This is a genomic window from Variovorax sp. J22G73 (assembly GCF_030317035.1).
In the GTDB taxonomy this organism is placed as follows: Bacteria; Pseudomonadota; Gammaproteobacteria; order Burkholderiales; family Burkholderiaceae_C; genus Variovorax.
In genome coordinates, this window is sequence record NZ_JASZYK010000009.1 from 260037 (window position 1) to 282896 (window position 22860).

The window sequence follows — 22860 nt, forward strand, 5'->3', positions numbered from 1 at the left end:
AGTTTCACTTTCGATACGGTGCAAGTCCGGGGTCCGCGGGAACCAGGTGGCGCCATGGGAACACATCCTGCGCAAAGTGGCTGACGTAGCCGCCGATCGTTGACTGGATGACCATGAATTGCAGCCCCTGCCGCATGCGCTGCAACTGCTCGAGCTGCGCCAGGCCGAGGCAGGTGTTGCGCAACCTCAGCACGCGCAGCTGCGCGCCCATGGGGCCTTGCAGCAGGGCCTCGTAGTCCGCGAAGGGCGTGATGGCGTCCGGCGCCCGCTCGGCCGGCCACACCATCTGCTGCTCGGTGGATTCGGAAAAGTCCAGCAGCCGCAGTGCCGGCAGCTGCGTTGCCCCGGCCAGGTTGCGAATGAAATGCTGGGTGTCGAAATGGGCGCCGATGCACAGGCTGCCCAGCTGCGGCAGCGGCACCGCGAAGAAGTCGGCGTCCGGCGGGTTCGGCACGGTGAGCTCGCTCAGCCGCGGCGTCTTGCGCACCCAGCGCGCAATGTCGCCGCCCTCCTCGAGGATGCGGCCGCTCGCGCACACGAGCGAATGGTTGTGGTCCTCGGGCTGCGTGGGCTTGATGAACAGCGAGCGCAGCCGGGGAAAGGTCACGGTGCTGTCGAGCAGCGGCCCGAAGGTCCATTCGCGCGTGCCGTTCGCCCCGCTGTCCACGCCGCTGAACGACAGCGAGGTGATGCAGTCGGCCACCTCCTGGCGGGCGAGGCAGGCCAGGGTTTCTTCAAAAGCCTCGTCCCAGGTTTCGCCGAAGTACTCCACATGCCAGCCCTGGCGCATGGGCGCGAGCGCCAGGCGGGTGAAGTCGCTTTGGTACATGGGCACGCTCAGCGGGTCTTCGGGCGTGCCGTCGTTGCGTTCGGCGGCCGTTGCCAGGGCCAGGTCGTGGATGCGCAGGGGCAGCAGGCGCAGCGCGTCGGGGAGCGGGGCGATGGTCATGCGTCTCGGGTTCAGCGCGCCGGTGCCGGTGCTGCCCGTGCCGGTGCCGGGCCGGCGTTGAGTTGTTGCAGCCGCTGCGGCGTGCCCACATCGGTCCAGGCGCCGGTGTGAAGCTCGGCGCTGACCTGCCGGCGGTCCATCGCGGCGCGCAGGATCGGCGCCAGCGGGGCCTTGCGGCCGTCGGGGTTGCCGGGCGGAATGTCGCAGTACGGCGGCGCGAACAGCGCGGCGCGGTACAGGCCGATGGTGGAGAAGGTGAACTTCTCCGGGGCCGTGTTCAATGCCAGGCCGTCGGGCGCCAGGCCGAAATCGCCCTTCGGGTTGTGCTCGGGGTTGGGCACCAGCCACAGGTGGGCGAGCTTGCCGCTGGCGACGAAGCGGTCGACCGCGGCCTGGGTGAAGCGGAAATCGGGCGCGAACACGTCACCGGCCGCCACCCAGAACACCTCGCCCAGCAGCGGCAGCGCACGCACGATGCCGCCGGCCGTTTCCAGCGCGCCGCCGAAGTCGCGGCCTTCGTTGGAGTATGAAATTGATAGCGGTGTGCCGTTGCCCAGCAAGGGCTGCGCGCCGAAGCGCTGCGAAATCTGCTCGCCGAGCCAGTCGGTGTTGACCACCAGTTCGGTGAAGCCGCCGGCCGCCAGCGCCTCCATCGGCCATTGCATCAGGGGCTTGCCGCGCACCTCGAGCAGGGGCTTGGGGCAGGTGTCGGTCAGCGGGCGCATGCGCTCGCCGCGGCCGGCGGCCAGGACCATGGCGCGCGTCGCGCTGCCAGTGAGCACGGGGTTCACCGAGTTCACGCCGCGATGCGCCCGCGCTGTAGCGCGTTGCGCTCGCTGTGCAGCGGCTGGAACAGCGACACCAGGCATTCCATCAGCGCATGCGCCTTGGCCGAATGGTCGCCGCCGAAGTTGCACACGTACACGTCGAGCGTCACGCCGCGCTGCTCGGGCCAGGTGTGGATGCACAGGTGCGACTCGGCCAGCAGCACCGTGGCCGTGACGCCGCCCGGCCCCAGGGGCGTGGCCGGAAAGCCGTGCACCAGCTTGCCCACCGCCTGCAGCCCGGCGGCGGCCACCGCCTTCAGGCAGACGGCGCCCAGCGCCTCCCGGTCAGTGAGCCATTGAAGGCCGCATTGGCAGTCGTGGAGGTCGGCGGTAAGGTGCAGCCCATGCATGGGGGGCAACTCTAGCAGCGCGGGCGCGGTACACGGGAACATCGCCCGGGTGTTGGGCCCGTGTCGGCGCCCTGGCGGGCTCGCCCGGTAAAATCGCGGGTTCCCCCCAATCCCACCCACCCTTTTCCCCCGAAAGTCCCATGCCCATGGCAAACCAAGCCCTGATGGCCAACGCGATCCGCGCGCTGGCTATGGATGCCGTCCAACAAGCGAACTCCGGACATCCGGGTGCACCGATGGGCATGGCCGACATGGCCGTCGCACTCTGGGGCGATCACCTGCGCTACAACCCGGCGAACCCGCACTGGTTCGACCGCGACCGCTTCGTGCTGTCGAACGGACACGCCTCGATGCTGCTGTACTCGGTGCTGCACCTCACCGGCTACGACCTGCCCATCGGCGAGCTGAAGAACTTCCGCCAGCTGCACAGCAAGACCGCCGGCCACCCCGAGGTCGACGTGACCCCCGGCGTGGAAACCACCACCGGCCCGCTGGGCCAGGGCATCACCAACGCCGTGGGCTTCGCGCTGGCCGAGAAGCTGCTGTCGGCCGAGTTCAACCGCAAGGACCACGCCGTCGTCGACCACCACACCTACGCCTTCCTGGGCGACGGTTGCATGATGGAAGGCATCAGCCACGAAGCCTGCGCGCTGGCCGGCGCCTGGCACCTGAACAAGCTCATCGCCCTGTACGACGACAACGGCATCAGCATCGACGGCCAGGTCAAGCCCTGGTACATCGACAACGTGGCCGAGCGCTTCCACGCCTATGGCTGGCACGTGATCGGCCCGATCAACGGCAACGACGCCGCCGAGGTGTCCAAGGCCATCGCCAAGGCCAAGCAGTCGACCGACAAGCCCACGCTCATCAACTGCAAGACCGTCATCGGCAAGGGCAGCCCCAACCGCCAGGGCACCGCCAAGGCGCACGGCGAGGCGCTGGGCGCCGAGGAAATCAAGCTCACGCGCGACGCCATCGACTGGCACTACCCGCCCTTCGAGATCCCGGCCGAGGTGTATGCCGACTGGGACCACAAGCAGGCCGGCGCCAACCTCGAAGCCGAGTGGAACGCCAGGTTCGCCGCCTACGCGCTGGCCTACCCCGAGCTCGCCGACGAATTCACGCGCCGCATGAAGGGCGAGCTGCCCAAGAACTTCCACCAGGTGGCGTTCGACACCGTGGTCGCCGCCCACACCAAGGCCGAGACCGTGGCCAGCCGCAAGGCCAGCCAGCTCGCGCTGGAATCGTTCACCGCAGCGCTGCCCGAAATGCTCGGCGGCAGCGCCGACCTGACCGGCTCCAACCTCACCAACACCAAGAGCACGCCCGCCCTGCGCTTCGATCCGAAGACCGGCGCCGTGGTCATGAACATGCCGGCCGTCGAAGCCAAGCAAGGCGCCGAAGACGAAGCCAAGCCCGAAGCCCCGACCGAAGCCCCGCACGGCACCATCGGGCGCCACATCAACTACGGCGTGCGCGAGTTCGGCATGGCGGCCATCATGAACGGCGTGGCGCTGCATGGCGGCTACATCCCCTACGGCGGCACCTTCCTCACCTTCAGCGACTACAGCCGCAACGCCATCCGCATGGCCGCGCTGATGAAGCACCGCGTGATCCACGTGTTCACGCACGACTCCATCGGCCTGGGCGAAGACGGCCCCACGCACCAGTCGATCGAGCACGCCGCGTCGCTGCGCCTCATTCCCAACCTGGACGTCTGGCGTCCGGGCGACACGGCCGAAACCGCCGTGGCCTGGGCCGTGGCGCTGCAGAACCAGAAGCGCCCGACCGCGCTGCTGCTCAGCCGCCAGAACATCGCCTACGCCGCGAAGAGCGAGCTCGGCGACATCAGCCGCGGCGCCTACGTGCTGTCCGAGCCGGAAGCCGTGGGCCTGAAGAGCAAGAAGACCGTGGCCGTCATCATCGCCACCGGTTCGGAAGTGCAGCTCGCCATTGCCGCGCAGAAGCTGCTGGCCGAGAAGAAGATCGCCGTGCGCGTGGTGTCGATGCCCTCGACCACCACCTTCGACCGCCAGGACCTGGCCTACAAGAAGGCCGTGCTGCCCAAGAAGCTGCCGCGCATCGCCGTGGAAATGGGCTGCACCGGCGGCTGGTGGAAGTACGGCTGCGCCGCCGTGGTCGGCATCGACACGTACGGCGAGTCGGCCCCCGCGCCCGAACTGTTCAAGTACTTCGGATTCACGGCGGAGAACGTTGCCGCCACGGTGGAAGCCGCACTGCGCGACTGATCGCGCGCAGCGTTTCTTCCCGCCGGTTCACAACAAGTTTTTCAACCTTAGGAGCAAGTCAGATGGCTATCAAACTCGGTATCAACGGCTTCGGCCGCATCGGTCGCAACGTGCTGCGCGCAGCGGTGCAGAACTTCAAGAACGACATCGAAATCGTTGCCATCAACGACTTGCTCGAGCCCGACTACCTGGCCTACATGCTCCAGTACGACTCGGTGCACGGCCGCTTCAAGGGTGAAGTGACGGTCGAAGGCAACACGCTGATCGTGAACGGCAAGAAGATCCGCCTCACGCAGGAGCGCGACCCCGCGCAGCTGAAGTGGAACGAAGTCGGCGCCGACATCGTGCTCGAGTCGACCGGCCTCTTCCTCACGAAGGAAACCGCGCAGAAGCACATCGACGCGGGCGCCAAGAAGGTGATCCTGTCGGCACCGTCGAAGGACGACACCCCCATGTTCGTCTACGGCGTGAACGACAAGAAGTACGCCGGCGAAGCCATCATCAGCAACGCCAGCTGCACCACCAACTGCCTGGCTCCGCTGGCCAAGGTGCTGAACGACAAATGGGGCATCAAGCGCGGCCTGATGACCACCGTGCACGCCACCACCGCCACGCAGAAGACCGTCGACGGCCCGAGCAACAAGGACTGGCGCGGCGGCCGCGGCATCCTGGAAAACATCATCCCGTCGAGCACGGGCGCGGCCAAGGCCGTGGGCGTGGTGATTCCCGAGCTCAACAAGAAGCTCACCGGCATGAGCTTCCGCGTGCCGACCTCCGACGTGTCGGTGGTCGACCTGACCGTCGAGCTCGAGAAGGAAGCCACGTACAAGGAAATCTGCGCCGAGATGAAGGCGCAGAGCGAAGGCGCGCTGAAGGGCGTGCTGGGCTACACGGAAGACAAGGTGGTGGCCACCGACTTCCGCGGCGACCCGCGCACCTCCATCTTCGACGCCGAAGCCGGCATCGCACTGGACAGCACCTTCGTGAAGCTCGTGAGCTGGTACGACAACGAATGGGGCTACTCGAACAAGTGCCTCGAAATGGTGAAGGTCGTGTCGAAGTAAGGCTTCGCGGCTTCAATGACAAACGCGCCCTCGGGCGCGTTTTTTCATGGGCGGCCTGAACAGCTCGCGGCCTGCGCCGCGGTCGTCACCGCAACCTTCACTGCAGTTTTTCGTCCCTGCGAATCTCGCTGCTCAACTGCGTGGTCAACCGCGTCGCCGCCCTACGCGCGGCGAGCCCGAAGTCGCCTTTGAACTCCCCGAACTCCGCCGTGCCGTTGCCCGTCGCCTTCACGCGCGTGACCTCTTTGCCCGCCGCGTCGGTCACCACGCACGACACCTCCGCGGTGAACGAGGTCGGCGGCCAGCTGATGAAGGACGACGAGCTGGAATCGGTCCTGATGCGCGGCGCGAACACCAGCGACACGCCCGCGGCCTCGTTCGCGTTCGCGTCGCCGGCGGTGCGCAGCACCACCACGTCGCGGTACACGGCGCGCAAGGCATCGCGAATGGACTTCTCCAGGTCGCGGTACGGAAAGTAGCTCACGCGGTCGCCGCTGCCGCCGGGCGTGACCACCTCCTGGTCGCGGTCGGCGTCGGTCATCACGTAGGCGACCTTCTTCGGGAGCAGGTGCGCCTGCGAGCGCGGCGGCGCGGTCTCGGTGATCATGGTGATCGGGTGCACGCAGCCCGCGAGCAAGGCCGTGAGCAACACCGCGGCTGCGGTGCGGGCCGCGAGCGCACCACGCCGTGTCGCGGTCATCGGAAGGGCAATGGACATCGGGATCGCCTCCAGGGCAAAGAGGTCAATGGATCAACGACCGATGGCGGCCACGAACTGCGGGTCGGCATACATCTCGCGCAGCAGCGCACGCACCAGGCGCGGGTAGGCGGCCTGCCCCGCGGGCACGGCGACGATGCTGGCGTAGCTCGAATCGAAGGCGGTCTTCGCGCTGTAGGTCTTGCGCAGGCGCTGCATGCTGTTGCCCGCGGTGTCTCGCGTGACGGTGACCTCCACATCCATGCGGCCGCTGCCGTTGATCACGCCCAGGTCGATGTCGTTGACCACGATGCGCGCGGCGATGCGCGTGGGCGCCTTGGGGTCGTAGACGGCAATCTCGCTCAGGTCGCGCATCAGCGCGTCCTGCAGGTACTGCGCGAAGCTGCCGCTGGGCGACACCAGCCGGGCGCTGCGCAGGCGCACGGTGTTGAGCTTGTCTTCAGTGTCGGCGGGCTGGGCCTTGGCAAGGGCCACCATGCCGGGTCGCGTGGCTTCGAGCCGGTCGAGCGTCTCGTAGTCGGCCGCGTACGGCGGCGCAAGCAAAGGGGCGCAGCCGGTCAGCAGGAAGGCCATGAAGGCCATGTGGCCGCCAGCCCGTGCGCCTGGCGCCATCGGCACACGCCAGCGCCCACCCCGCGAACGAAAGATCGCCATGGCTTCGGTCCCTCTCTCCACGTCTGTCGCGTGGCCCCGGATTGCATGCATGGTGCCTCCGTGGTGCCTGCTCCCGGCGCGAAGGTAGCACGCATCGCGGCGCGCGCGAAGACGGAGTTGCGCGCGCTACGGGAACCGGTGGGACCGGCCGAATCGGCTGAACGGGCTGAGCCGATTCAGACCGGCTCGAGCACGTGGATCAGCTTGCTCTCGACCAGGTCCTTGGTCTTCGCGCCGTGTTCCTTCATGTGCGGTGCGACGGCATGGGCCTGCAGGTGCGCCAGCGTTTCCCACTTCTCGATCACGACGAAGGTCTCGGGGCCGAAGCTGGCCTTGGAGGTCGGCACGCCCTGCGCATCGACCGCGGCGCCGTACTCGATGCAGCCCGCCTCGGCCAGTACGGCCGCGCGGTTGGCGGCGAAGGCTTCGAGCAACGGAGCGCGCTGGCCGGGCTTGGCGGTGATGACGGCAACGACGTGGATCATGTGAAGGGTCTCCAGGGTGTGTAGGAATTCGGACGATCGAATCTAAGAGATTTCACGCCGCCGCGCAGAGGGCGCCGGTCCGGTCCGCGACAACGACATGACAACGCTCGAGAACGTTCGTCAAGACGGCCGCCTTGTCCCTATCATCGCCCGCATGTTCTTCCCGCTTCCCCGCACGGCCACCGCGCCCTTCTGCCCGTCCGAAGTGAAGGGCAGCGTCGCGGTCCCGCAAGAGCTGCCCTTCTTCAAGAAGCTGATGCGCTACGCGGGCCCCGGCCTGCTGGTGTCGGTCGGCTACATGGACCCGGGCAACTGGGCCACCGACATCGAGGCCGGCTCGCGCTTCGGCTACGGCCTGCTGTTCGTGGTGCTGCTCGCGAGCCTGGCGGCCATGCTGCTGCAGACGCTGTGCGTGCGCCTGGGCCTGGTCACGCAGAAGGACCTGGCGCGCGCCTGCCGCCAGCACTACCCGCCGCTGGTCAACCGCCTGCTGTGGCTGGGCGCCGAGCTGGCCATCGTGGCCTGCGACCTGGCCGAGGTGCTGGGCAGCGCGCTGGCGCTGCACCTGCTGTTCGGCGTGTCGATTCCGGTGGGCATCGCCATCACGGCCTTCGACACGCTGCTGGTGCTGGGCCTGCAGGGCGCGGGCTTCCGGCGCGTGGAGGCCATCGTGCTCGGGCTGGTGGGCACCATCGCGGCCTGCTTCATCGTCGAGCTGGCGATGGCGCCGCCCAACTGGTTCGGCGTGGCGATGGGCTTCGCGCCCAGCCTGGAGCGGCTGCACCAGCCGGGCGCGCTGTACCTGGCCATCGGCATCGTGGGCGCCACGGTGATGCCGCACAACCTGTACCTGCATTCGTCCATCGTGCAGACCCGGCTGGTGGCCGACACCGACGCGGCGCGCCGCGAGGCGGTGCGCTTCTGCACGCTCGACGCGGTGGTGTCGCTGTCGCTCGCGCTGCTGGTCAACGCGGCCATCATGGTGCTGGCGGCCAGCGCCTTCCATGCCACGGGCCACCGCGAGGTGGCGGAAATCGACGACGCCTACAGGTTGCTCGAACCCATCGTGGGCAGCGCCTTCGCGGCCACGCTGTTCGGCATCGCGCTGCTGGCCTCGGGGCAGAGCTCGACCTTCACCGGCACCATCGCGGGCCAGATCATCATGGAAGGTTTTCTCGACCTGAAGATCCCGTGCTGGCAGCGCCGGCTGATCACGCGGCTGCTGGCGCTGGGCCCGGCCTTCCTGGGCGTGTGGTGGTTCGGCGACGGCGGCGTGGGCAAGATGCTGGTGCTCAGCCAGGTGGTGCTGAGCTTTCAGCTGCCGTTCGCGATGTGGCCGCTCATTCGCTTCACGAGCCGTCGCGACATGATGGGCGACTTTGCCAACGGCCCGGTGCTCAAGCTGCTGGCCTGGGGCCTGTTCGGCGTGATCAGCGCGGCCAACGTGTGGCTGGTGGCGTCGGTGCTCAGCGGCGGTTGAGCGCGGGCTCGGCATCGTCCTTGCCGAGTGCTGCCGCCATGAAATCGACAAAGGCCCGCACGCGCGCCGAGAGCTGGTGGCGCTGCGGGTACACGGCGTGGATGTCGGCGTCGGGCGTGCGGCAGTGCGCCAGCACCTGCACCAGCCGGCCGCTGCGCAGATAGCGCGCAATGTCCCACTCGGCGCGCATCAGGATGCCGTGGCCGTCGAGCGCCCAGTTGACCGCGATTTCCCCGTCGTTGGTGCTCAGCGCGCCGCGCGTCTTCACGGCCTCGGTGCGCTGCGCCGTGCCGCGGCCCGTGCTCAGGCGCCACACGCCGTAGGCCTCGTCGCCCTGGCGGATGCCGATGCAGCGGTGGTGCGTGAGGTCGTTCGGCACCTTGGGCGTGCCGGCGCGCGCCAGGTACGCGGGCGACGCGCACAGCAGGCGCCGGTTCGATGCAAGGCGCCGCGCGATCACGCGCGCCTCGGGCGGCGCGCCGAAGCGGATGCAGACATCGAAGGCGTCCTCGGTCAGCGGCGGCGGGTTGACCGACAGCTGCAGCTGCACCTCCACCTGCGGGTGCTTGCGCACGAATTTCGAAATCAGCGGCGCCACATGGCTGCGCCCGAAGCCCAGCGTGGCGTTCACGCGCAGGAGGCCTTGCGCCTCGCCCTTGGCGCCGCCGAGCTGCTGCGCCATGTCGTCGATCTCGCCGAGGATGCGCCGCGCACTGGCCACGTAGAGCTCGCCCTCGGGCGTGAGGCTCATGCGCCGCGTGGTGCGGTTGACCAGCGTGACGCCCAGGCGCGCCTCCATCTGCGCGAGCCGCTTGCTCACGGCCGGCGTGCTGATACCGAGTTCGCGCGCCGCCGCGCTCAGGCTGCCGCAGGCCGCGAGCGTGGAAAAGAAGCCGAGGTCGGCGGGCTGGACGGGCGATGTCATGGCCGCTCCACTGTTGAACTGAAGTTAAGGATGGATTCACTTCGGGCATGAATCGTTCGGCCCGTCGAATCCTACAGTGGCCCTGTCCAAGCACATTCCACAGCACATTCGAAGGCACATCCATGAGCAGCTACAGCATTGCCACCATTCCCGGCGACGGCATCGGCAAGGAGGTGATCCCCGCGGGTCGCCAGGTGATGGAGGCGCTGGCCGCGGCCTCCGGCGGCGCCTTGCAGTTCAGCTTCGAGGACTTCGGCTGGGGCGGCGACTGGTACCGCGCGCACGGCGAGATGATGCCGGCCGACGGGCTAGATGCGCTGCGCCGGAAAGACGCGATCCTGTTCGGCTCCGCGGGCGACCCGCACATCGCGGACCACATCACGCTGTGGGGCCTGCGCCTGAAGATCTGCCAGGGCTTCGACCAGTACGCCAACGTGCGGCCCACGCGCATCCTGCCGGGCATCGACGGCCCGCTCAAGCGCTGCGCGCCGGGCCAGCTCGACTGGGTGATCGTGCGCGAGAACTCCGAGGGCGAATACGCCGGCGTCGGCGGGCGCGTGCACCAGGGCCACCCCATCGAGGCCGCCACCGACGTGAGCATGATGACCCGCGCGGGCGTCGAACGCATCATGCGGTTCGCCTTTGCGCTGGCCCGCTCGCGGCCCCGCAAGCTGCTCACGGTGGTGACCAAGAGCAACGCACAGCGCCACGCGATGGTGATGTGGGACGAGATTGCGCTGCAGATATCCAGCGAGTTCCCCGACGTGCGCTGGGACAAGGAACTGGTCGACGCCTGCACCGCGCGCATGGTCAACCGCCCGGCCACGCTGGACACCATCGTGGCCACCAACCTGCACGCCGACATCCTCAGCGACCTGGCGGCCGCGCTGGCGGGCAGCCTGGGCATCGCGCCCACCGGCAACATCGACCCCGAGCGGCGCTACCCCTCGATGTTCGAGCCCATCCACGGCTCGGCCTTCGACATCATGGGCAAGGGCCTGGCCAACCCGGTGGGCACCTTCTGGTCGGTGGTGATGCTGCTGGAGCACCTGGGCGAGGCGGAGGCCGCGCGCCGCGTGATGGCGGCGGTGGAGCACGTCACGGCCAACCCCGCGCTGCACACGCGCGACCTGGGCGGCAGCGCGACCACCGAGCAGGTGACGCGCGCGGTGTGCGAGCACATCGCGGGCGAGCCGCTGCGGCTGGCGGCCTGAGCCGCTGCAGCCGTACGACCTGCACGAGCGACCTCACGGTATTCGCGCGCCTCGATGCGCGCACCACGACAACAAGACGGAGACAACAACCATGAACGCTTCCTTCGAGGTGCGCCATCGGCGCACCGTGCGCCGGGTGACCTTGCTGACGCTCTCGCTGGGCACCACGCTGGGCATCAGCTTGGGCCTGGTCGCCACCGCCCCGGCCTTCGCGCAGCAGCAGCCCGCGGCCTGGCCCGCGCGGCCCATCAGCCTGGTCGTGCCCTTCCCCGCCGGTGGCACCACCGACGTGCTGGCGCGCGCGCTGGCCGACAAGCTCTCGCAGTCGCTGGGCCAGCCGGTGGTGGTCGAGAGCAAGCCCGGCGCCGGCGCCACGCTGGGCGCCGACTACGTGGCCAAGGCGAAGCCCGACGGCTACACGCTGCTGATGGGCGCGGTGCACCACACCATCGCCACCAGCGTCTACAAGAAGCTGCCGTACGACTTCCAGAAAGACCTGGCGCCCATCACCGTGGTGGCCATGGTGCCCAACGTGCTGGTCGTCAACGCGGCCCTCACGCCTGCGAAGAACGTGGCCGAGCTGGTGGCGCTCGCCAAGGCCGCGCCCGACAAGCTGGCCTACGGCTCCAACGGCAACGGCACGGCGCAGCACCTGATCGGCACGCAGTTCCAGGCCAGCACCGGCACCACGCTGCTGCACGTGCCCTACAAGGGCAGCGGCCCGCTCACCACCGACCTGCTGGGCGGGCAGGTGGCGATGTCCTTCGACACCATCATGCCGGTGCTGCAGCACATCAAGGGCGGCAAGCTGCGCGCGCTGGCCGTGACCACGGCGCGCCGCTCGTCGGTGCTGCCCGACGTGCCCACGCTGGAAGAGGCGGGCCTGAAGGGCTTCGACATCGGCACCTGGTTCGGCGTGCTCGCGCCGGCGGCCACGCCGAAGGAGGTGGTGGCGCGGCTCAACGCCGAGATGGTGAAGATCATTCGCTCGCCCGATTTCGCGCAGCGCATGCAGGCCATCGGCGCCGAGCCGCTGGGCGGCACGCCCGAAGAAATGGCACGCCAGATCCGCGATGAAACCGCCAGGTTCGCCAGGCTGGTGAAGGACGGGGGCGTGGCGATCGAATAGATCGGCGGGCCCCGCGGCGGCATGACGCAGCCGCTATGCAGGGCGTTGCGTCGGTTACCGGTGCGCACACTTTGGCGCAGGCGGCAGCCCCTAGGATCGGAATTCCCCGCACTTCCGCCCTCCGCCATGTTCATCGTCACCCTCACCTACGTCCGCCCGCTCGAGGAGCTCGACGCGCTGATGGACGCGCATGTCAGGTGGCTCAAGAAGCACTACGCCAGCGGCCTGTTCGTGGCCTCGGGGCGACAGGTGCCGCGCAAGGGCGGCGTGATCCTGGTGCGCTCGGGCGACCGCGACGCGCTGGACGCCGTGCTGTCGCGCGACCCGTTCGTGCAGAACGGCGTGGCGCGCGCGGAGGTGCTCGAGTTCATTCCGAGCATGACCGCGCTGGGCGCCGAGGTGCTGAAGACCCTCTAACTCCTCTGGCTCCCCTGGCGCCCATCGACCAACGGACTCAGGCCGTCGGCACTTCCTCACGCCCGCCCGGGTGCCTGGCGAAGCGCGCGGTCTCGCGGCCGTGCACCGGCGCCGTGTCGTCGAAGGGCCAGCCGCCGAACTGCGTGCGCCGGTAGTCGGCCATGGTCTGGCTGATCTCGGCCTGCGTGTTCATCACGAAGGGGCCGTACTGCACCACCGGCTCGGCAATCGGGCGGCCCTGCAGCACCAGGAACTCGCTCGCCTCGTCGGGCCCGTTGACCAGCTCGACTTCCAATTCCGCGCGCAGCTCGATGGCCACCGGGCCCTGCACGCGCTGGCCGCCGACCAGCGCCGTCGCGCCCTTGAAGAAATACAGCATGCGCCGCGTGCCCTCGCCGGTGGCGGCGGGCAGCGTCCATTGCGCGCCGGGCGTCATCTTGATCGTCCAGATCGCCACGTCGGCATCGGCCTGCGCGGCCCACGAGTCGGGCGGCGGCGCCAGCGGCTGGATGGGTGCCTGGCCGTTGGCGGCGTCGCCGAGCTGGCCCGCGATGACCGCGACGTCGGTGCGCCCGCCCTTGGCGTCGTCGGACGCGAAGCGCGGAATGTCGTCGGACCACAGCATCGTGAAATGCGGCTCGGCCATCTTGCTGCGCGCCGGCAGGTTCAGCCAGATCTGGAACAGCTCCAGCGGGTTCGGCGCCTTGGCGTCGAGCAGCGGGAACATCTCCGAATGCACGATGCCCTTGCCCGCCGTGAGCCACTGCACGTCGCCGCCGCCGAAGCGCGCGGTGGCGCCCAGCGAGTCGGAGTGGTCGACCAGGCCCTTGCGCACGATGGTCACCGTCTCGAAGCCGCGGTGCGGGTGCGAGGGAAAGCCCGGCACAGTGTCGCCGTGGTACATGCTCCAGCCGTCCTTGCGGCTGAAGTCCTGGCCGATCTGGCGGCCGGCCAGCGGGGCGTCGGGGCCCATGCCGGCGTTGCCGCGCGGGTAGGCGTCGTCGTGGTACACGCAGAACAGGAAGGGGTCGATGGTCTGCCAGGGAAAACCGAGGGGCGCGACCTGCAGCACCGGGCTGACGGGGCCGGCGGCACCGACTGCACCGGCGGAACCAGTGGGGCTCTGCACTTTGTTGTTGTCTTCGGACATGTAGCTGTTCCTTTCCATGGGGGGCATGGCCGATGGTGCCTTGCCAGTGGAAGGAATGTCGGGGCGCCGCCGCTTTCCGGTAGGTGCCTTGCCTGCAACAGTGAAGAGCGCGTATGGAACGATGGGCATCGTGCCGCCGGGGTGGTCGGGCCTCTGTGGACGGTTGCCTGCTGGTTGCCTACTGCTTGGGCATCTCGACGTTCGGGTCCATGAACACCAGCTCCCACAGGTGGCCGTCGATGTCCTGGAAGCCGTGGCCGTACATGAAGCCGTAGTCCTGCGGCTCGCGCGGAATGGTGCCGCCGGCCGCCTTGGCCTTGGCCACCAGGTCGTCGACCTCGGCGCGGCTCTCGCACGAGAGGCACAGGAGCACCTCGGTGGTCTTGCCGGTGTCCGCGATGGCCTTGGTGGTGAAGGTCTTGAAGAAGGGTTCCACCAGCAGCATCACGTGGATGCTGTCCTTCTGCACCACCATGCAGGCGGCGTTGGCGTCGGTGAACTGCGGGTTGAAGGTGTAGCCCAGCGCGGCGAAGAAAGCCTTGGTCTTGTCGAGGTCCTTGACGGGGAGGTTCACGAAGATCTGCTTGGTGGCCATGGTGCGGTCCTGTGTAGGTGAAGGGAATGAAGGGTGAAGGAGGTGGTTTTCCGGCGTGTTGTGTACACCGTCCACAAAAGATATCAAAGAAAATGTACGGCGTCCACATGAATTTTCGGCGAGGGGGTTTTGCTGTCTTGGCGCGCTGGGCGCGGGCATCATGGGCGCATGGAAATCGAGTTCAAGTTCTGCATCCCCGCCGGCCGCCTGAAGGCCGTCGAAGCCGCCCTGAAGCGCGGCGCCGTCCAGCGCACCCGCCTGCAGGCCCGCTATTTCGACACCGCCGACCTGCGCCTTGCCGCCCACGGCGTGGTGCTGCGGCTGCGCAAGGAAGGCCCGAGGTGGGTACAGACCGTGAAGGCCACCGGCGACAACGCGCTGCACCGGCTGGAGCACAACGTCGACCTGGGCGCCGGCAGTGCCGCGCCGCAGGTCGACCCGCAACGCCACCAGGGCACGCCCGTGGGAGAGCGGCTCGCGAAGCTGCTGGCGGGGAGCGACGGTGACGACGGCGCTGGTATTGGCCCAGGTGCGCTGGTCGAGCGGCAATCGACCGACATCGTGCGGCTCACGCGCGACGTGCGCGTCACCGGGGCCGGCGGTGCCGTGGTCGAGATGGCGCTGGACGTCGGCAAGGTCGTCGCGCACGCCGGCACGCCCGAGCAGCGCGAGTCGCCCGTGTGCGAGCTGGAACTGGAGCTGAAAAGCGGCGACGTGCAGGGCCTGGTGTCGCTGGCGCGGCGCTGGTCGCAGCAGCACGGGTTGTGGTTCAGCACCGTGTCGAAGGCCGAGCGCGGCGCGCGCCTGCTGGCCGCGCGCGAGCAGGTGGACGCCGTGAAGGCCGAGCCGCCGCGCTTCGCCACGCAGCACCCGGACGGCCGGGCCATCCAGCAGGCCGTCGTCGCCGCGTGCCTGGCGCAGATGCTGCCGAACGCCAGCGAGATCGCCGCGGGCAACGCCGACCCGGCGGACGAAGAGCAGGTCCACCAGCTGCGCATCGGCATCCGCCGGCTGCGCACCGCGCTGCGCGAACTGGCGCCGCTCGATGCGGATTCAGCGCTTTTCGAAGCCGCCGAGTGGGAGCCGCCGCTGGTCGAGGCCTTCCGCGCGCTCGGTGAGTTGCGCGACCGCGAGCAGGTCGTGAAGCTCGCGCAGCCGCGGCTGCGCGAAGCGGGCGCACCGGAGTTCGATCCGCTGGCGGGCGATGCAAGGAGCGATTCCGAGGGCGCCTCGCCGCTTGCTTCCGCCGGCGATGTCGTGCGTGCCGCGGCGTTCCAGAACGTGCTCGTGTCGCTCATCGGCTTCACCGCCCTGGCGCCGGCAGAAACCGCCGCGGTCGACGCCGATGACGCGCGGCGCCTGCTGCGCAAGCGCCTGCAGAAGCTGCATAAGCAGGCGGTGCGCGACGGCCAGCGCTTCGAGTCGCTGGACACCGAAAGCCAGCACCGCGTGCGCAAGCGGCTCAAGCGTCTGCGCTACCTGGCGGAGTTCGTGGCGCCGCTGTTCGAGGGGGAAGACAAGGACAAGGACGCCGCCGAGCGCTACCTGAAGGCCCTGCGGCCCGCGCAGGACGCGCTGGGCGAGTTCAACGACGAGGCCGTGGCGCTGGCGTTGTACCGCGACGCGGCGCAGCACGATGGGCAGGCGTGGTTCGCGGTGGGCTGGTTCACCGCGCGGCACGCGGGGGGCGCGAAGGCGTGCCGCAAGGCGCTGGCAAAGATCGAGGGTGCGCCGAGGTTCTGGAAGAAGGGCTGAAAGAGCGCTGAACGGTGGCGGCTTCGAAAGACGCGGCCGCTTCAGGCGTCTGTGTCAGTGATGGTGCCCGTGCGCCCCATGCACATGCTTGTGCTCGATTTCCACCGGCAGCGCCGCGCGCACATCTGTCACCTGCAGGCTGAACTTCAGCGCCTTGCCGGCCCAGGGATGGTTGCCGTCGAGCAGCACGACCGGGCCCTTGATCTTCATCACGGTGAACACGTGCTCGGTGCCGTCGTCTAGGCGGCCTTGCAGCTGCCCGCCGATCTTCACGCCCGGCGGAAACTCGGCCTTGGGAATGCTGCGCACCAGCGCTTCGTCGCGCTGGCCGAAGGCGTCTTCGGGCGAGAGGTTGACCACGGTCTGGTAGCCCTTCTCCTTGCCGTCGAGCGCTTCCTCTATCTTGGGCAGCGTGTTCTCGTAGCCGCCATGCAGGTAGGCCATCGGCTCGGGGCTCGCCTCGATGAGCTTGCCCTGGGCGTCGGAGACTTTGTACTTGATGGTGACGACGGTGTCTTTTTCGATTTTCATGGGGAGGCATTTTCGTTCGAACTGCGAACCAGTGTTCATGTCGGTGTTCATGCGCTTTCCGTTCGCCGGACCGTGCAAGGCTTCACGAAATGCTGTATGAAAAAACAGTATCCGCGCGAGGTTAAGAACTACACTTTCCGCCACATGGTTGCATCGAATCTGCTGGACACGGGAATCTACTCACTGGGTCAAGCCGCGCGCTTGATCGGTGTCGAAACTCGCGCAGTTCGGCGGTGGATGCGGGGACATCGATGGAAATACGGTGAAGGTCACCGCTCCACGCCTCCCCTGTGGAAAGCCCAACTGGCAGACGCCGATTTCGATGAGCCGGCCATTGGCTTCCGTGACCTGATGGAGTTGCGCCTTGTGCGCGCATTCACCGACGCGGGTGTGAGCCTCCAGGTGATCAAGGCCACCATCGAGGCGGCGCGCGACAGTTGGCACATGGACTATCCGCTGACGACGCGGCGCTTCCTGACGGACGGAAAGAAGATTTTCGAATCCGCGGTCGACGATGCGGGCGACGAGACCCTGACCGATGTGCGCGCACGCCAGATTGTCTTTACGCACGTCATCAAGCCATCGCTCTACACAGGCATCGAGTACGCGGGCAATGTCGCTCGCCTTTGGACGCCGTCCGGAAACAAGGGCGTCGCCCTGGACCCCTCGCGCCAGTTCGGCACTCCCATCGTGGTGGGCCCGAGCATTCCCACCGACACGATTTTCGATGCCTTCATTGCGGAAGGGTGCGATCGCAAGGCGGTCGCGCGGCAGTTTGAAATAGAACCGAAGCATGTGGACATCGCGGTGCGGTTCGAGGAGCGACTACGAGCTTGAAGTTCTTTTTCGATGCGAACCTGTCGCCGCACTTTGCACGTGGCGTCGCTGGACTGTGCGGATCCATCAAGGACGAGGTCGAGCAGGTCGTGCATCTGACGGATCTCTTCAGCTCCGACGCGCAAGACGTCGATTGGATCGGTGCGCTGACGCAAACGGGGCCGTGGTGCATCGTTTCCATCGACCGCTTCAAGAAGCACCACAACGCAGAGCGCGAAGCCTTGCGCAAAGGCGGGCACATGGTCTTCGTGCTGGAAAAGCAATGGAGTGGGCAGCCCTTTTGGAGCAAGGCCGAGCGCCTGGTCGGCTGGTGGCCTCAGATCGTGGCCCAAGCCCAGCTCCAGGCCGGCGGCATGTTATCGGTGCCGTTCGCCCACCGTTCTGGCGCCAAGTTCAAGGCCATCAAGTTGTAGCTCGACGAGCTCCAGTGGGCGCGGGTGCTTCAGACAACACATCCAACTGCCCCAGCTTCCCAACCACCAGCTCGATAAACGCCGACACCGCCAACGGCAAATGCTTGCGGCTCGGATACACCACGCTCAACCCCCGCCCCGTGTACCGGTACTGCGGCAGCACCCGCACCAGCAACCCTTCCTGCTCGTCGCGCGTCGCCATCGACGGCGGCAGTTGCGCGATGCCCAGGCCCGCCAGCGCGGCCTTGCGCAGCGCCTGCGCGGTGTTGCCGGTGAAGCGGCCGGTGACTTGCACTTCTTCTTCCACCCCGTCCGGCCCCGTGAGCCGCCAGAGGGTGTGCCCCGCCGGGTGCGGCGGGGTCACGCAGTCGTGGGCCGCCAGGTCTTGCAGCGTGGCCGGTGCGCCGCGCCGCGCGAGGTAGCCGGGGCTGGCCAGCAGGCCGCCGTTGCGCGTGGCCAGCCGGCGGCCGATGTAGCCCGAATCTCGCAGCACGCCGCCGCGGAACGCCACGTCGATCTGCTCGGCGATCAGGTCGGCGGCGGCGTCGCTGAGCACGAAGTCCAGCTTCACCAGCGGGTGCTCCGCCAGGAAATCGGCCACCCATTCCATCGGAAAGAAATCGAAAAAATCCGCCGGCGCCGCCACCCGCACCAGCCCGCTGGGCGCCTGCCCGCCGGCCACCAGTTCCTGCCCCGCCGCGACCAGCCCGTCGACAGGCCCGGCGCACCGCTCATGAAAGGCCTGCCCCGCGCTCGTGAGCGTCAGCTTGCGCGTGGAGCGCTGCATGAGCCGCGTGCCCAGCTGCGCCTCCAGCTGCTGGATGCGCCGGCTCACGGTGTTGGGCGGCAGCCCCAGCCGGCGGGCGGCTTCGGCAAAGCTGCCGTAGCGCACCACCTGCACGAACATGGCGATGTCGTTGAGGTCGAACATGGCGGCTTGATTCCTCCGATTTTTGGACGAGTGCACTACCACTCTACCGTCTAGTCGACCAATGGGTGCGTGCCTAACCTTCAGTGCATGGCCGACCAAGACTCACGTCAACGCAACGACAACCCATCAGGAGCACCCCATGACCCAGGCACAGCAACCCCGCATCGGCATCGTCATCGCCTCGACCCGCGAAGGCCGCTTCGGCGAAAAGCCCGCGCAGTGGATCCACGACATCGCCCGCCAGCGCACCGACCTGGCCTTCGAGCTGGTCGACCTGCGCGACCATCCGCTGCCTTTTTTCAATGAAGCCGGCGCGCCCGCCTGGGGCCCGGTGAAAAACGAGGCCGCACAACGCTGGCAGGCCAGGCTGGCCACCTTCGACGGCCTCGTGGTCGTCACGCCCGAGTACAACCACGGCCCGAGCGCGGTGCTGAAGAACGCGATCGACTGGGCCTACAAGGAATTCATTCGCAAGCCGATCGGCTTCGTGGGCTACGGCGGCGTGGGCGCGGCGCGGGCCGTGGAGCAGCTGCGGATGGTGGCCATCGAGATGCAGATGGCGCCGGTGCGCCACGCGGTGCACATCGGCATGGTGGAGTTCCTGGGCGTGTGGCAACAGGGCAAGAGCTTCGACGACTTTCCGCACCTGGCGCAGGCCGCCACCGCCATGCTCGACGACATGGCGTGGTGGACCCGCGCGCTGAAGACCGCCAGGGAGGCCGCATGAACACCGCCGTTGGATTCGGCACCGCCGTCGAAACGCGCAGCCGCGCCATCGTCTACCGCACGCGCGGCTCGCGCCACGGCGGCATCACGCGGCTGGTGAGCCCGGGGGACCTGGGCGAATTTCTCAAGCCCTTCGTGTTCCTCGACCTGTTCGGCTTCGACATCGCGGGCGGCCACAAGGGCTTCGGGCTGCATCCGCACTCGGGCATCGCCACGCTCACCTACCTGATCGAGGGCGACACGCTCTACGAAGACACGACCGGCGAGCAGGGCACGCTGCTGGGCGGCGGCGTGGAGTGGATGCGCGCGGGCAACGGCGTGTGGCACACCGGCGGCCCCGCGCCGGGCGTGACGCGGGTGCGCGGCTTCCAGCTGTGGGTGGCGCTGCCGGCGTCGGAAGAAAACGCGCCCGCGCAAAGCCTGTACCTCGCGCCTTCGCAGGTGCCGCGGGAGGGCCCGGCGCGCGTGCTGCTCGGGCGCTACGGCGCGGCGCAAAGCGCCATCGCGGCGCCCGCGCCGATGAACTACCTGGGCGTGGAGCTGAAAGACGGCGAGCGCTGGCGCTATGTGCCGCCGGCCGGCCACACGGTGGGCTGGGTGGCGGTGAACGAAGGCGGGCTCGACACGGGCGATGGCGGTGGCGCTGGCGATGGCGCCGGCGGCCCCATCGGCGCAGGCGAACTCGCGGTGTTCGAGGAGTCGCAGGACGCGATCGACTTCGTGGCCCGCGGCGACACCAGCTTCGTGCTCGGCTCGGCAGTGAAGCATCCGCACGAACTGGTGATGGGCCACTACTCGGTGCACACGAGCCGGGCGACGCTGGACCAGGGCGAGGCCGAGATCCGGCGCATCGGCGCGACGCTGCGCCAGCAAGGGCGGCTCGGGTAGTTGCCGCGGCCTTGCCAGGCCTTGCCGGCCTGGCAAGGCGCGCAATCCCGGTGTGCACGCGGCGGGGGGCTGCGACAGAATCGTTCGCTTGTCCGTTCGAACGACTTCCGTCCGCCCCACCATGAACATCGCCGACTCCTTCATTGCCAACGCCGCGCGCTTCGTCGAGATCCGCCGCGACATCCACGCCCACCCCGAACTCGGTTTCGAGGAACACCGCACTTCCGAGAAGGTCGCCGCGCTGCTGACCGAATGGGGCATCGAGGTGCACCGCGGCATCGCGGGCACCGGGCTGGTGGGCGTGCTGCGCAAGGGCACCGGCACCCGCACCATCGGGCTGCGCGCCGACATGGACGCATTGCCCCTGCACGAGGCCAACGACTTCGCCCACAAGTCCACCCACCCCGGGCGCATGCACGCCTGCGGCCACGACGGCCACACCACCATGCTGCTGGCCGCAGCCTGGCACCTGTCGCGGCAGGGCCCCGGCGATTTCGACGGCACGGTCAATTTCATCTTCCAGCCCGCCGAGGAAATGGGCAAGGCCGGCGCGAAGAAGATGATCGACGAGGGCCTGTTCGAGCGCTTTCCGTGCGACGCGGTCTTCGGGCTGCACAACTTTCCGGTGGGCGACGTGGGCCGCTTCGCGCTGAACGAAGGCGCGCTCATGGCCTCGAGCAACACCTACAAGATCACGGTGCGCGGGCGCGGCACGCACGCGTCGATGCCGCACACGGGCATCGACCCGGTGGCGGCGGTGGTCACGCTGGCGCAGCAGCTGCAGACCATCGTGGCGCGCACCATTCCCAGCACCGAGCGCGCGCTGCTCGCGGTGACGCAGCTGCAGGGCTCCGACGCGCCCAACGTCATTCCCGACGTGGCCACGGTGGGCGGCACCATCCGCACCTTTTCGATAGATGCCATCGACAAGATCGAGGCGCGCCTGCGCGAAGTGGCGGCGGGCGTGGCGGCGGCGCACGGCTGCACGGCCGAGGTGTTCTTCAACCGCTCGTCGCCGCCCACCGTGAACCACCCGGCCGAGGCGCGCTTCGCGGCGGGCGTGATGCGCGAGGTGGTGGGCGACGACATGGTCACCGACAACTTTCCCGCCGTGATGGGTGCCGAAGACTTCGCGCACATGCTGATCGCGCGGCCCGGCTGCTACGCGTTCCTGGGCAACGGCGACGGCGACCACCGGCTCGACGGGCACGGGCCCGGCCCTTGCATCATCCACAACACCTCGTTCGACTTCAACGACGAGATCATCCCGATCGGTGCCAGCTACTTCGTGAAGCTGGCGCAACGCTGGCTGCCGTCGGGCACCTGAAATCATTTCCCCCTCTGTTCTGATGACGATGAAGAAAGTGGACACCCCGATGCCCTCGACCTTGCCTACCCTGTTCACCCGCCGTTCCATGGGCGCTCTCGCCGTCGCGGCCGCGGCCGCGGCGCTGGGCGCGTTCTCGCCCGTGCATGCGCAGCAGCGCGTGATCCACATCGTCGTGCCCTTCGGCACCGGCGCGGTGCAGGACACGGTGGCGCGCGCGTTCAACAACGAGCTGGGCACGGCGCTGAACGCCAGCGCCATCGTGGAGAACCGCGCGGGCGCGGGCGGCACGGTGGGCGCGGCGATGGTGGCGCGCGCGCCGGCCGACGGCAACACGCTGGTGCTGGCGGCCGCGAGCCACAACATCGCGGGCTTCCTGTACAACAAGCTGAGCTACGACCCGCTGAAGGACTTCGTGGGCGTGGCCAATGTCGGCAACGCGGGCTATGTGCTGGCGGTGGCGGGCAACATGGGCGTGACGAGCACGGCCGACTTCATCAAGGAGGTCAAGGCCAACCCGGGCAAGTACAACTACGCCTCGGCCGGCAACGGCAGCGCCACGCACCTGGCCATGGCGTCGTTCCTGGCCAAGGCGGGGCTGCAGATGACGCACATTCCGACCAAGTCGACCGGCGAAGCGGTCAACGAGGTGCTCGCGGGCCGGGTGCAGGCGGTCATCTCGTCGAGCATCGGCGTCATCGGCTTCCAGGACGACGCGCGCATCAAGCTGCTGGCCTCCACCGGCCAGCAGCGCAGCCCCTTCCTGCCCAAGCTGCCGACGGTGGCGGAAAGCGGCCTGCCGGGCTACGCCTTCGATTCGTGGATCGGCCTGCTCGCGCCGGCCGGCACGCCGAAGGCCGAGGTGGAGCGCATCAACGTCGCGGCCAACAAGGTGCTGGCGGACCCGGCGATCCAGGAGCGCTTCAAGCGCCTGGGCGTGGAGCCGCGCATGCAGAGCGCCGAAGAATTCCAGAAGCTGCTGCGCTCGGACTGGGACGCGATGGGGGCTGTGGTGAAGGCTTCGGGGGCGAAGATCGACTGAGCTGGTTTTGAGCTGGTTTTTTGGGTCGCTGTGGTTCGGGGCAGGTGAACAGGCCGCCGGGTACTTCCCTCCGCGAATGTCCCCCGCCTTCGGCTCCTCCTTTTACCGGGACTTCTCCAATCCGCAAGCGGCGGTGCGAGTTTGGTTTTTCAATAGGCGGTATTGGCTGCGTCAAGGTGAGGGCCAAGCTGCAATAGAACCAGG

General features: G+C 68.3%; 24 protein-coding genes. 13 read left to right on the forward strand and 11 right to left on the reverse strand.

All coding sequences use genetic code 11. The features are described 5' to 3' along the window. Positions 1 to 4: 4 nt before the first annotated feature. From QTI51_RS28240 to QTI51_RS28250, 3 genes are read right to left on the reverse strand one after another with little or no spacing between them, the layout of a single operon-like run. Positions 5 to 949 carry a hypothetical protein gene (locus tag QTI51_RS28240; RefSeq protein ID WP_116911669.1) on the reverse strand — a complete coding sequence of 315 codons (945 nt, stop codon included), beginning with the start codon at positions 947 to 949 and terminating at the stop codon, positions 5 to 7. Positions 950 to 960: 11 nt separating this feature from the next. Further along, on the reverse strand, positions 961 to 1704 hold the full coding sequence (locus QTI51_RS28245) for a nucleotidyltransferase family protein (RefSeq protein ID WP_116911888.1): 744 nt from the start codon (positions 1702 to 1704) through the stop codon (positions 961 to 963). A gap of 41 nt (positions 1705 to 1745) precedes the next feature. After that, positions 1746 to 2126 carry an S-adenosylmethionine decarboxylase family protein gene (locus tag QTI51_RS28250; RefSeq protein ID WP_116911668.1) on the reverse strand — a complete coding sequence of 127 codons (381 nt, stop codon included), beginning with the start codon at positions 2124 to 2126 and terminating at the stop codon, positions 1746 to 1748. 146 nt (positions 2127 to 2272) lie between these two features. Here QTI51_RS28250 and QTI51_RS28255 point away from each other — a divergent pair, with 146 nt between their 5' ends. Beyond that, positions 2273 to 4375 (forward strand): transketolase family protein, encoded by a 2103-nt coding sequence (locus tag QTI51_RS28255; RefSeq protein ID WP_116911887.1) that lies wholly within the window; start codon positions 2273 to 2275, stop codon positions 4373 to 4375. Between the two features lie 62 nt (positions 4376 to 4437). Next, the gene (gene gap, locus QTI51_RS28260) at positions 4438 to 5439 is read left to right on the forward strand and encodes a type I glyceraldehyde-3-phosphate dehydrogenase (protein ID WP_116911667.1); all 1002 of its coding nucleotides are present in this window, start codon (positions 4438 to 4440) and stop codon (positions 5437 to 5439) included. A 97-nt stretch (positions 5440 to 5536) separates the two neighbouring features. Here the strand turns inward: gap and QTI51_RS28265 are convergent, their stop codons facing one another. From QTI51_RS28265 to QTI51_RS28275, 3 genes are all read right to left on the reverse strand, one after another. Further along, complete coding sequence (locus QTI51_RS28265) at positions 5537 to 6157, reverse strand: hypothetical protein (RefSeq protein WP_286516871.1); 621 nt, start codon at positions 6155 to 6157, stop codon at positions 5537 to 5539. A gap of 33 nt (positions 6158 to 6190) precedes the next feature. After that, a complete protein-coding gene (locus QTI51_RS28270) occupies positions 6191 to 6811 on the reverse strand; it encodes a YajG family lipoprotein (protein ID WP_116911886.1) in 621 nt (206 codons plus the stop codon). A 176-nt stretch (positions 6812 to 6987) separates the two neighbouring features. Beyond that, positions 6988 to 7296 carry a putative quinol monooxygenase gene (locus tag QTI51_RS28275; RefSeq protein ID WP_116911665.1) on the reverse strand — a complete coding sequence of 103 codons (309 nt, stop codon included), beginning with the start codon at positions 7294 to 7296 and terminating at the stop codon, positions 6988 to 6990. A 154-nt stretch (positions 7297 to 7450) separates the two neighbouring features. Here QTI51_RS28275 and QTI51_RS28280 point away from each other — a divergent pair, with 154 nt between their 5' ends. Further along, positions 7451 to 8776 carry an Nramp family divalent metal transporter gene (locus QTI51_RS28280; RefSeq protein WP_116911664.1) on the forward strand — a complete coding sequence of 442 codons (1326 nt, stop codon included), beginning with the start codon at positions 7451 to 7453 and terminating at the stop codon, positions 8774 to 8776. On the opposite strand, the gene QTI51_RS28285 is transcribed toward QTI51_RS28280, so the two are convergent. Beyond that, the gene (locus QTI51_RS28285) at positions 8763 to 9701 is read right to left on the reverse strand and encodes a LysR family transcriptional regulator (protein ID WP_116911663.1); all 939 of its coding nucleotides are present in this window, start codon (positions 9699 to 9701) and stop codon (positions 8763 to 8765) included. The two genes, QTI51_RS28280 and QTI51_RS28285, sit on opposite strands and share 14 nt — an antisense overlap. Before the next feature lie 122 nt (positions 9702 to 9823). Here QTI51_RS28285 and QTI51_RS28290 point away from each other — a divergent pair, with 122 nt between their 5' ends. The 3 genes from QTI51_RS28290 (at position 9824) to QTI51_RS28300 (ending at position 12461) form a co-directional block, all read left to right on the forward strand. Next, positions 9824 to 10915, forward strand: coding sequence for a tartrate dehydrogenase (locus QTI51_RS28290; RefSeq protein ID WP_116911662.1), 1092 nt, complete (start codon positions 9824 to 9826; stop codon positions 10913 to 10915). Positions 10916 to 11006: 91 nt separating this feature from the next. Further along, on the forward strand, positions 11007 to 12044 hold the full coding sequence (locus QTI51_RS28295; protein WP_116911661.1) for a tripartite tricarboxylate transporter substrate binding protein: 1038 nt from the start codon (positions 11007 to 11009) through the stop codon (positions 12042 to 12044). Positions 12045 to 12170: 126 nt separating this feature from the next. Then, complete coding sequence (locus tag QTI51_RS28300) at positions 12171 to 12461, forward strand: YciI family protein (protein WP_116911660.1); 291 nt, start codon at positions 12171 to 12173, stop codon at positions 12459 to 12461. Between the two features lie 37 nt (positions 12462 to 12498). On the opposite strand, the gene QTI51_RS28305 is transcribed toward QTI51_RS28300, so the two are convergent. Then, entirely contained in the window at positions 12499 to 13629 is a 1131-nt protein-coding gene (locus QTI51_RS28305) for a pirin family protein (protein WP_116911659.1), read from the reverse strand. Positions 13630 to 13789: 160 nt separating this feature from the next. Continuing rightward, entirely contained in the window at positions 13790 to 14206 is a 417-nt protein-coding gene (locus QTI51_RS28310) for a VOC family protein (protein ID WP_116911658.1), read from the reverse strand. Between the two features lie 168 nt (positions 14207 to 14374). Between QTI51_RS28310 and QTI51_RS28315 the strand changes: the two genes are divergently transcribed. Further along, positions 14375 to 15961, forward strand: coding sequence for a CYTH and CHAD domain-containing protein (locus QTI51_RS28315; RefSeq protein ID WP_116911657.1), 1587 nt, complete (start codon positions 14375 to 14377; stop codon positions 15959 to 15961). Between the two features lie 54 nt (positions 15962 to 16015). On the opposite strand, the gene QTI51_RS28320 is transcribed toward QTI51_RS28315, so the two are convergent. Then, the gene (locus QTI51_RS28320) at positions 16016 to 16492 is read right to left on the reverse strand and encodes an FKBP-type peptidyl-prolyl cis-trans isomerase (RefSeq protein ID WP_116911885.1); all 477 of its coding nucleotides are present in this window, start codon (positions 16490 to 16492) and stop codon (positions 16016 to 16018) included. Positions 16493 to 16588: 96 nt separating this feature from the next. Between QTI51_RS28320 and QTI51_RS28325 the strand changes: the two genes are divergently transcribed. Beyond that, on the forward strand, positions 16589 to 17329 hold the full coding sequence (locus QTI51_RS28325; protein WP_286516873.1) for a MerR family transcriptional regulator: 741 nt from the start codon (positions 16589 to 16591) through the stop codon (positions 17327 to 17329). Further along, positions 17326 to 17742 carry a PIN-like domain-containing protein gene (locus tag QTI51_RS28330; protein WP_116911656.1) on the forward strand — a complete coding sequence of 139 codons (417 nt, stop codon included), beginning with the start codon at positions 17326 to 17328 and terminating at the stop codon, positions 17740 to 17742. Before QTI51_RS28325 ends, QTI51_RS28330 begins: the two co-directional genes overlap by 4 nt. On the opposite strand, the gene QTI51_RS28335 is transcribed toward QTI51_RS28330, so the two are convergent. Continuing rightward, positions 17732 to 18673, reverse strand: coding sequence for a LysR family transcriptional regulator (locus QTI51_RS28335; RefSeq protein ID WP_116911655.1), 942 nt, complete (start codon positions 18671 to 18673; stop codon positions 17732 to 17734). The two genes, QTI51_RS28330 and QTI51_RS28335, sit on opposite strands and share 11 nt — an antisense overlap. 139 nt (positions 18674 to 18812) lie before the next feature. On the opposite strand from QTI51_RS28335, the gene QTI51_RS28340 reads away from it, so the two are divergent. From QTI51_RS28340 to QTI51_RS28355, 4 genes are all read left to right on the forward strand, one after another. Next, a complete protein-coding gene (locus QTI51_RS28340; protein WP_116911654.1) occupies positions 18813 to 19400 on the forward strand; it encodes an NADPH-dependent FMN reductase in 588 nt (195 codons plus the stop codon). After that, positions 19397 to 20287 carry a pirin family protein gene (locus QTI51_RS28345; RefSeq protein WP_116911883.1) on the forward strand — a complete coding sequence of 297 codons (891 nt, stop codon included), beginning with the start codon at positions 19397 to 19399 and terminating at the stop codon, positions 20285 to 20287. Before QTI51_RS28340 ends, QTI51_RS28345 begins: the two co-directional genes overlap by 4 nt. A 121-nt stretch (positions 20288 to 20408) precedes the next feature. Continuing rightward, the gene (locus QTI51_RS28350) at positions 20409 to 21614 is read left to right on the forward strand and encodes a M20 aminoacylase family protein (RefSeq protein WP_116911653.1); all 1206 of its coding nucleotides are present in this window, start codon (positions 20409 to 20411) and stop codon (positions 21612 to 21614) included. 49 nt (positions 21615 to 21663) lie between these two features. Further along, the gene (locus QTI51_RS28355; RefSeq protein WP_116911882.1) at positions 21664 to 22656 is read left to right on the forward strand and encodes a tripartite tricarboxylate transporter substrate-binding protein; all 993 of its coding nucleotides are present in this window, start codon (positions 21664 to 21666) and stop codon (positions 22654 to 22656) included. Positions 22657 to 22860: the final 204 nt, after the last annotated feature.

Coding starts and splice junctions, on each gene's coding strand:
- QTI51_RS28300 (WP_116911660.1), top strand. CDS start 12,171: ATGTTCATCGTCACCCTCACCTACGTCCGCCCGCTCGAGGAGCTCGAC.
- QTI51_RS28340 (WP_116911654.1), top strand. CDS start 18,813: ATGACCCAGGCACAGCAACCCCGCATCGGCATCGTCATCGCCTCGACC.
- QTI51_RS28245 (WP_116911888.1), bottom strand. CDS start 1,704: ATGGTCCTGGCCGCCGGCCGCGGCGAGCGCATGCGCCCGCTGACCGAC.
- QTI51_RS28295 (WP_116911661.1), top strand. CDS start 11,007: ATGAACGCTTCCTTCGAGGTGCGCCATCGGCGCACCGTGCGCCGGGTG.
- QTI51_RS28265 (WP_286516871.1), bottom strand. CDS start 6,157: ATGTCCATTGCCCTTCCGATGACCGCGACACGGCGTGGTGCGCTCGCG.
- QTI51_RS28345 (WP_116911883.1), top strand. CDS start 19,397: ATGAACACCGCCGTTGGATTCGGCACCGCCGTCGAAACGCGCAGCCGC.
- QTI51_RS28305 (WP_116911659.1), bottom strand. CDS start 13,629: ATGGAAAGGAACAGCTACATGTCCGAAGACAACAACAAAGTGCAGAGC.
- QTI51_RS28335 (WP_116911655.1), bottom strand. CDS start 18,673: ATGTTCGACCTCAACGACATCGCCATGTTCGTGCAGGTGGTGCGCTAC.
- QTI51_RS28280 (WP_116911664.1), top strand. CDS start 7,451: ATGTTCTTCCCGCTTCCCCGCACGGCCACCGCGCCCTTCTGCCCGTCC.
- QTI51_RS28275 (WP_116911665.1), bottom strand. CDS start 7,296: ATGATCCACGTCGTTGCCGTCATCACCGCCAAGCCCGGCCAGCGCGCT.
- QTI51_RS28315 (WP_116911657.1), top strand. CDS start 14,375: ATGGAAATCGAGTTCAAGTTCTGCATCCCCGCCGGCCGCCTGAAGGCC.
- QTI51_RS28250 (WP_116911668.1), bottom strand. CDS start 2,126: ATGCATGGGCTGCACCTTACCGCCGACCTCCACGACTGCCAATGCGGC.
- QTI51_RS28290 (WP_116911662.1), top strand. CDS start 9,824: ATGAGCAGCTACAGCATTGCCACCATTCCCGGCGACGGCATCGGCAAG.
- gap (WP_116911667.1), top strand. CDS start 4,438: ATGGCTATCAAACTCGGTATCAACGGCTTCGGCCGCATCGGTCGCAAC.
- QTI51_RS28320 (WP_116911885.1), bottom strand. CDS start 16,492: ATGAAAATCGAAAAAGACACCGTCGTCACCATCAAGTACAAAGTCTCC.
- QTI51_RS28270 (WP_116911886.1), bottom strand. CDS start 6,811: ATGGCGATCTTTCGTTCGCGGGGTGGGCGCTGGCGTGTGCCGATGGCG.
- QTI51_RS28285 (WP_116911663.1), bottom strand. CDS start 9,701: ATGACATCGCCCGTCCAGCCCGCCGACCTCGGCTTCTTTTCCACGCTC.
- QTI51_RS28255 (WP_116911887.1), top strand. CDS start 2,273: ATGGCAAACCAAGCCCTGATGGCCAACGCGATCCGCGCGCTGGCTATG.
- QTI51_RS28350 (WP_116911653.1), top strand. CDS start 20,409: ATGAACATCGCCGACTCCTTCATTGCCAACGCCGCGCGCTTCGTCGAG.
- QTI51_RS28325 (WP_286516873.1), top strand. CDS start 16,589: ATGAAAAAACAGTATCCGCGCGAGGTTAAGAACTACACTTTCCGCCAC.
- QTI51_RS28310 (WP_116911658.1), bottom strand. CDS start 14,206: ATGGCCACCAAGCAGATCTTCGTGAACCTCCCCGTCAAGGACCTCGAC.
- QTI51_RS28355 (WP_116911882.1), top strand. CDS start 21,664: ATGCCCTCGACCTTGCCTACCCTGTTCACCCGCCGTTCCATGGGCGCT.
- QTI51_RS28240 (WP_116911669.1), bottom strand. CDS start 949: ATGACCATCGCCCCGCTCCCCGACGCGCTGCGCCTGCTGCCCCTGCGC.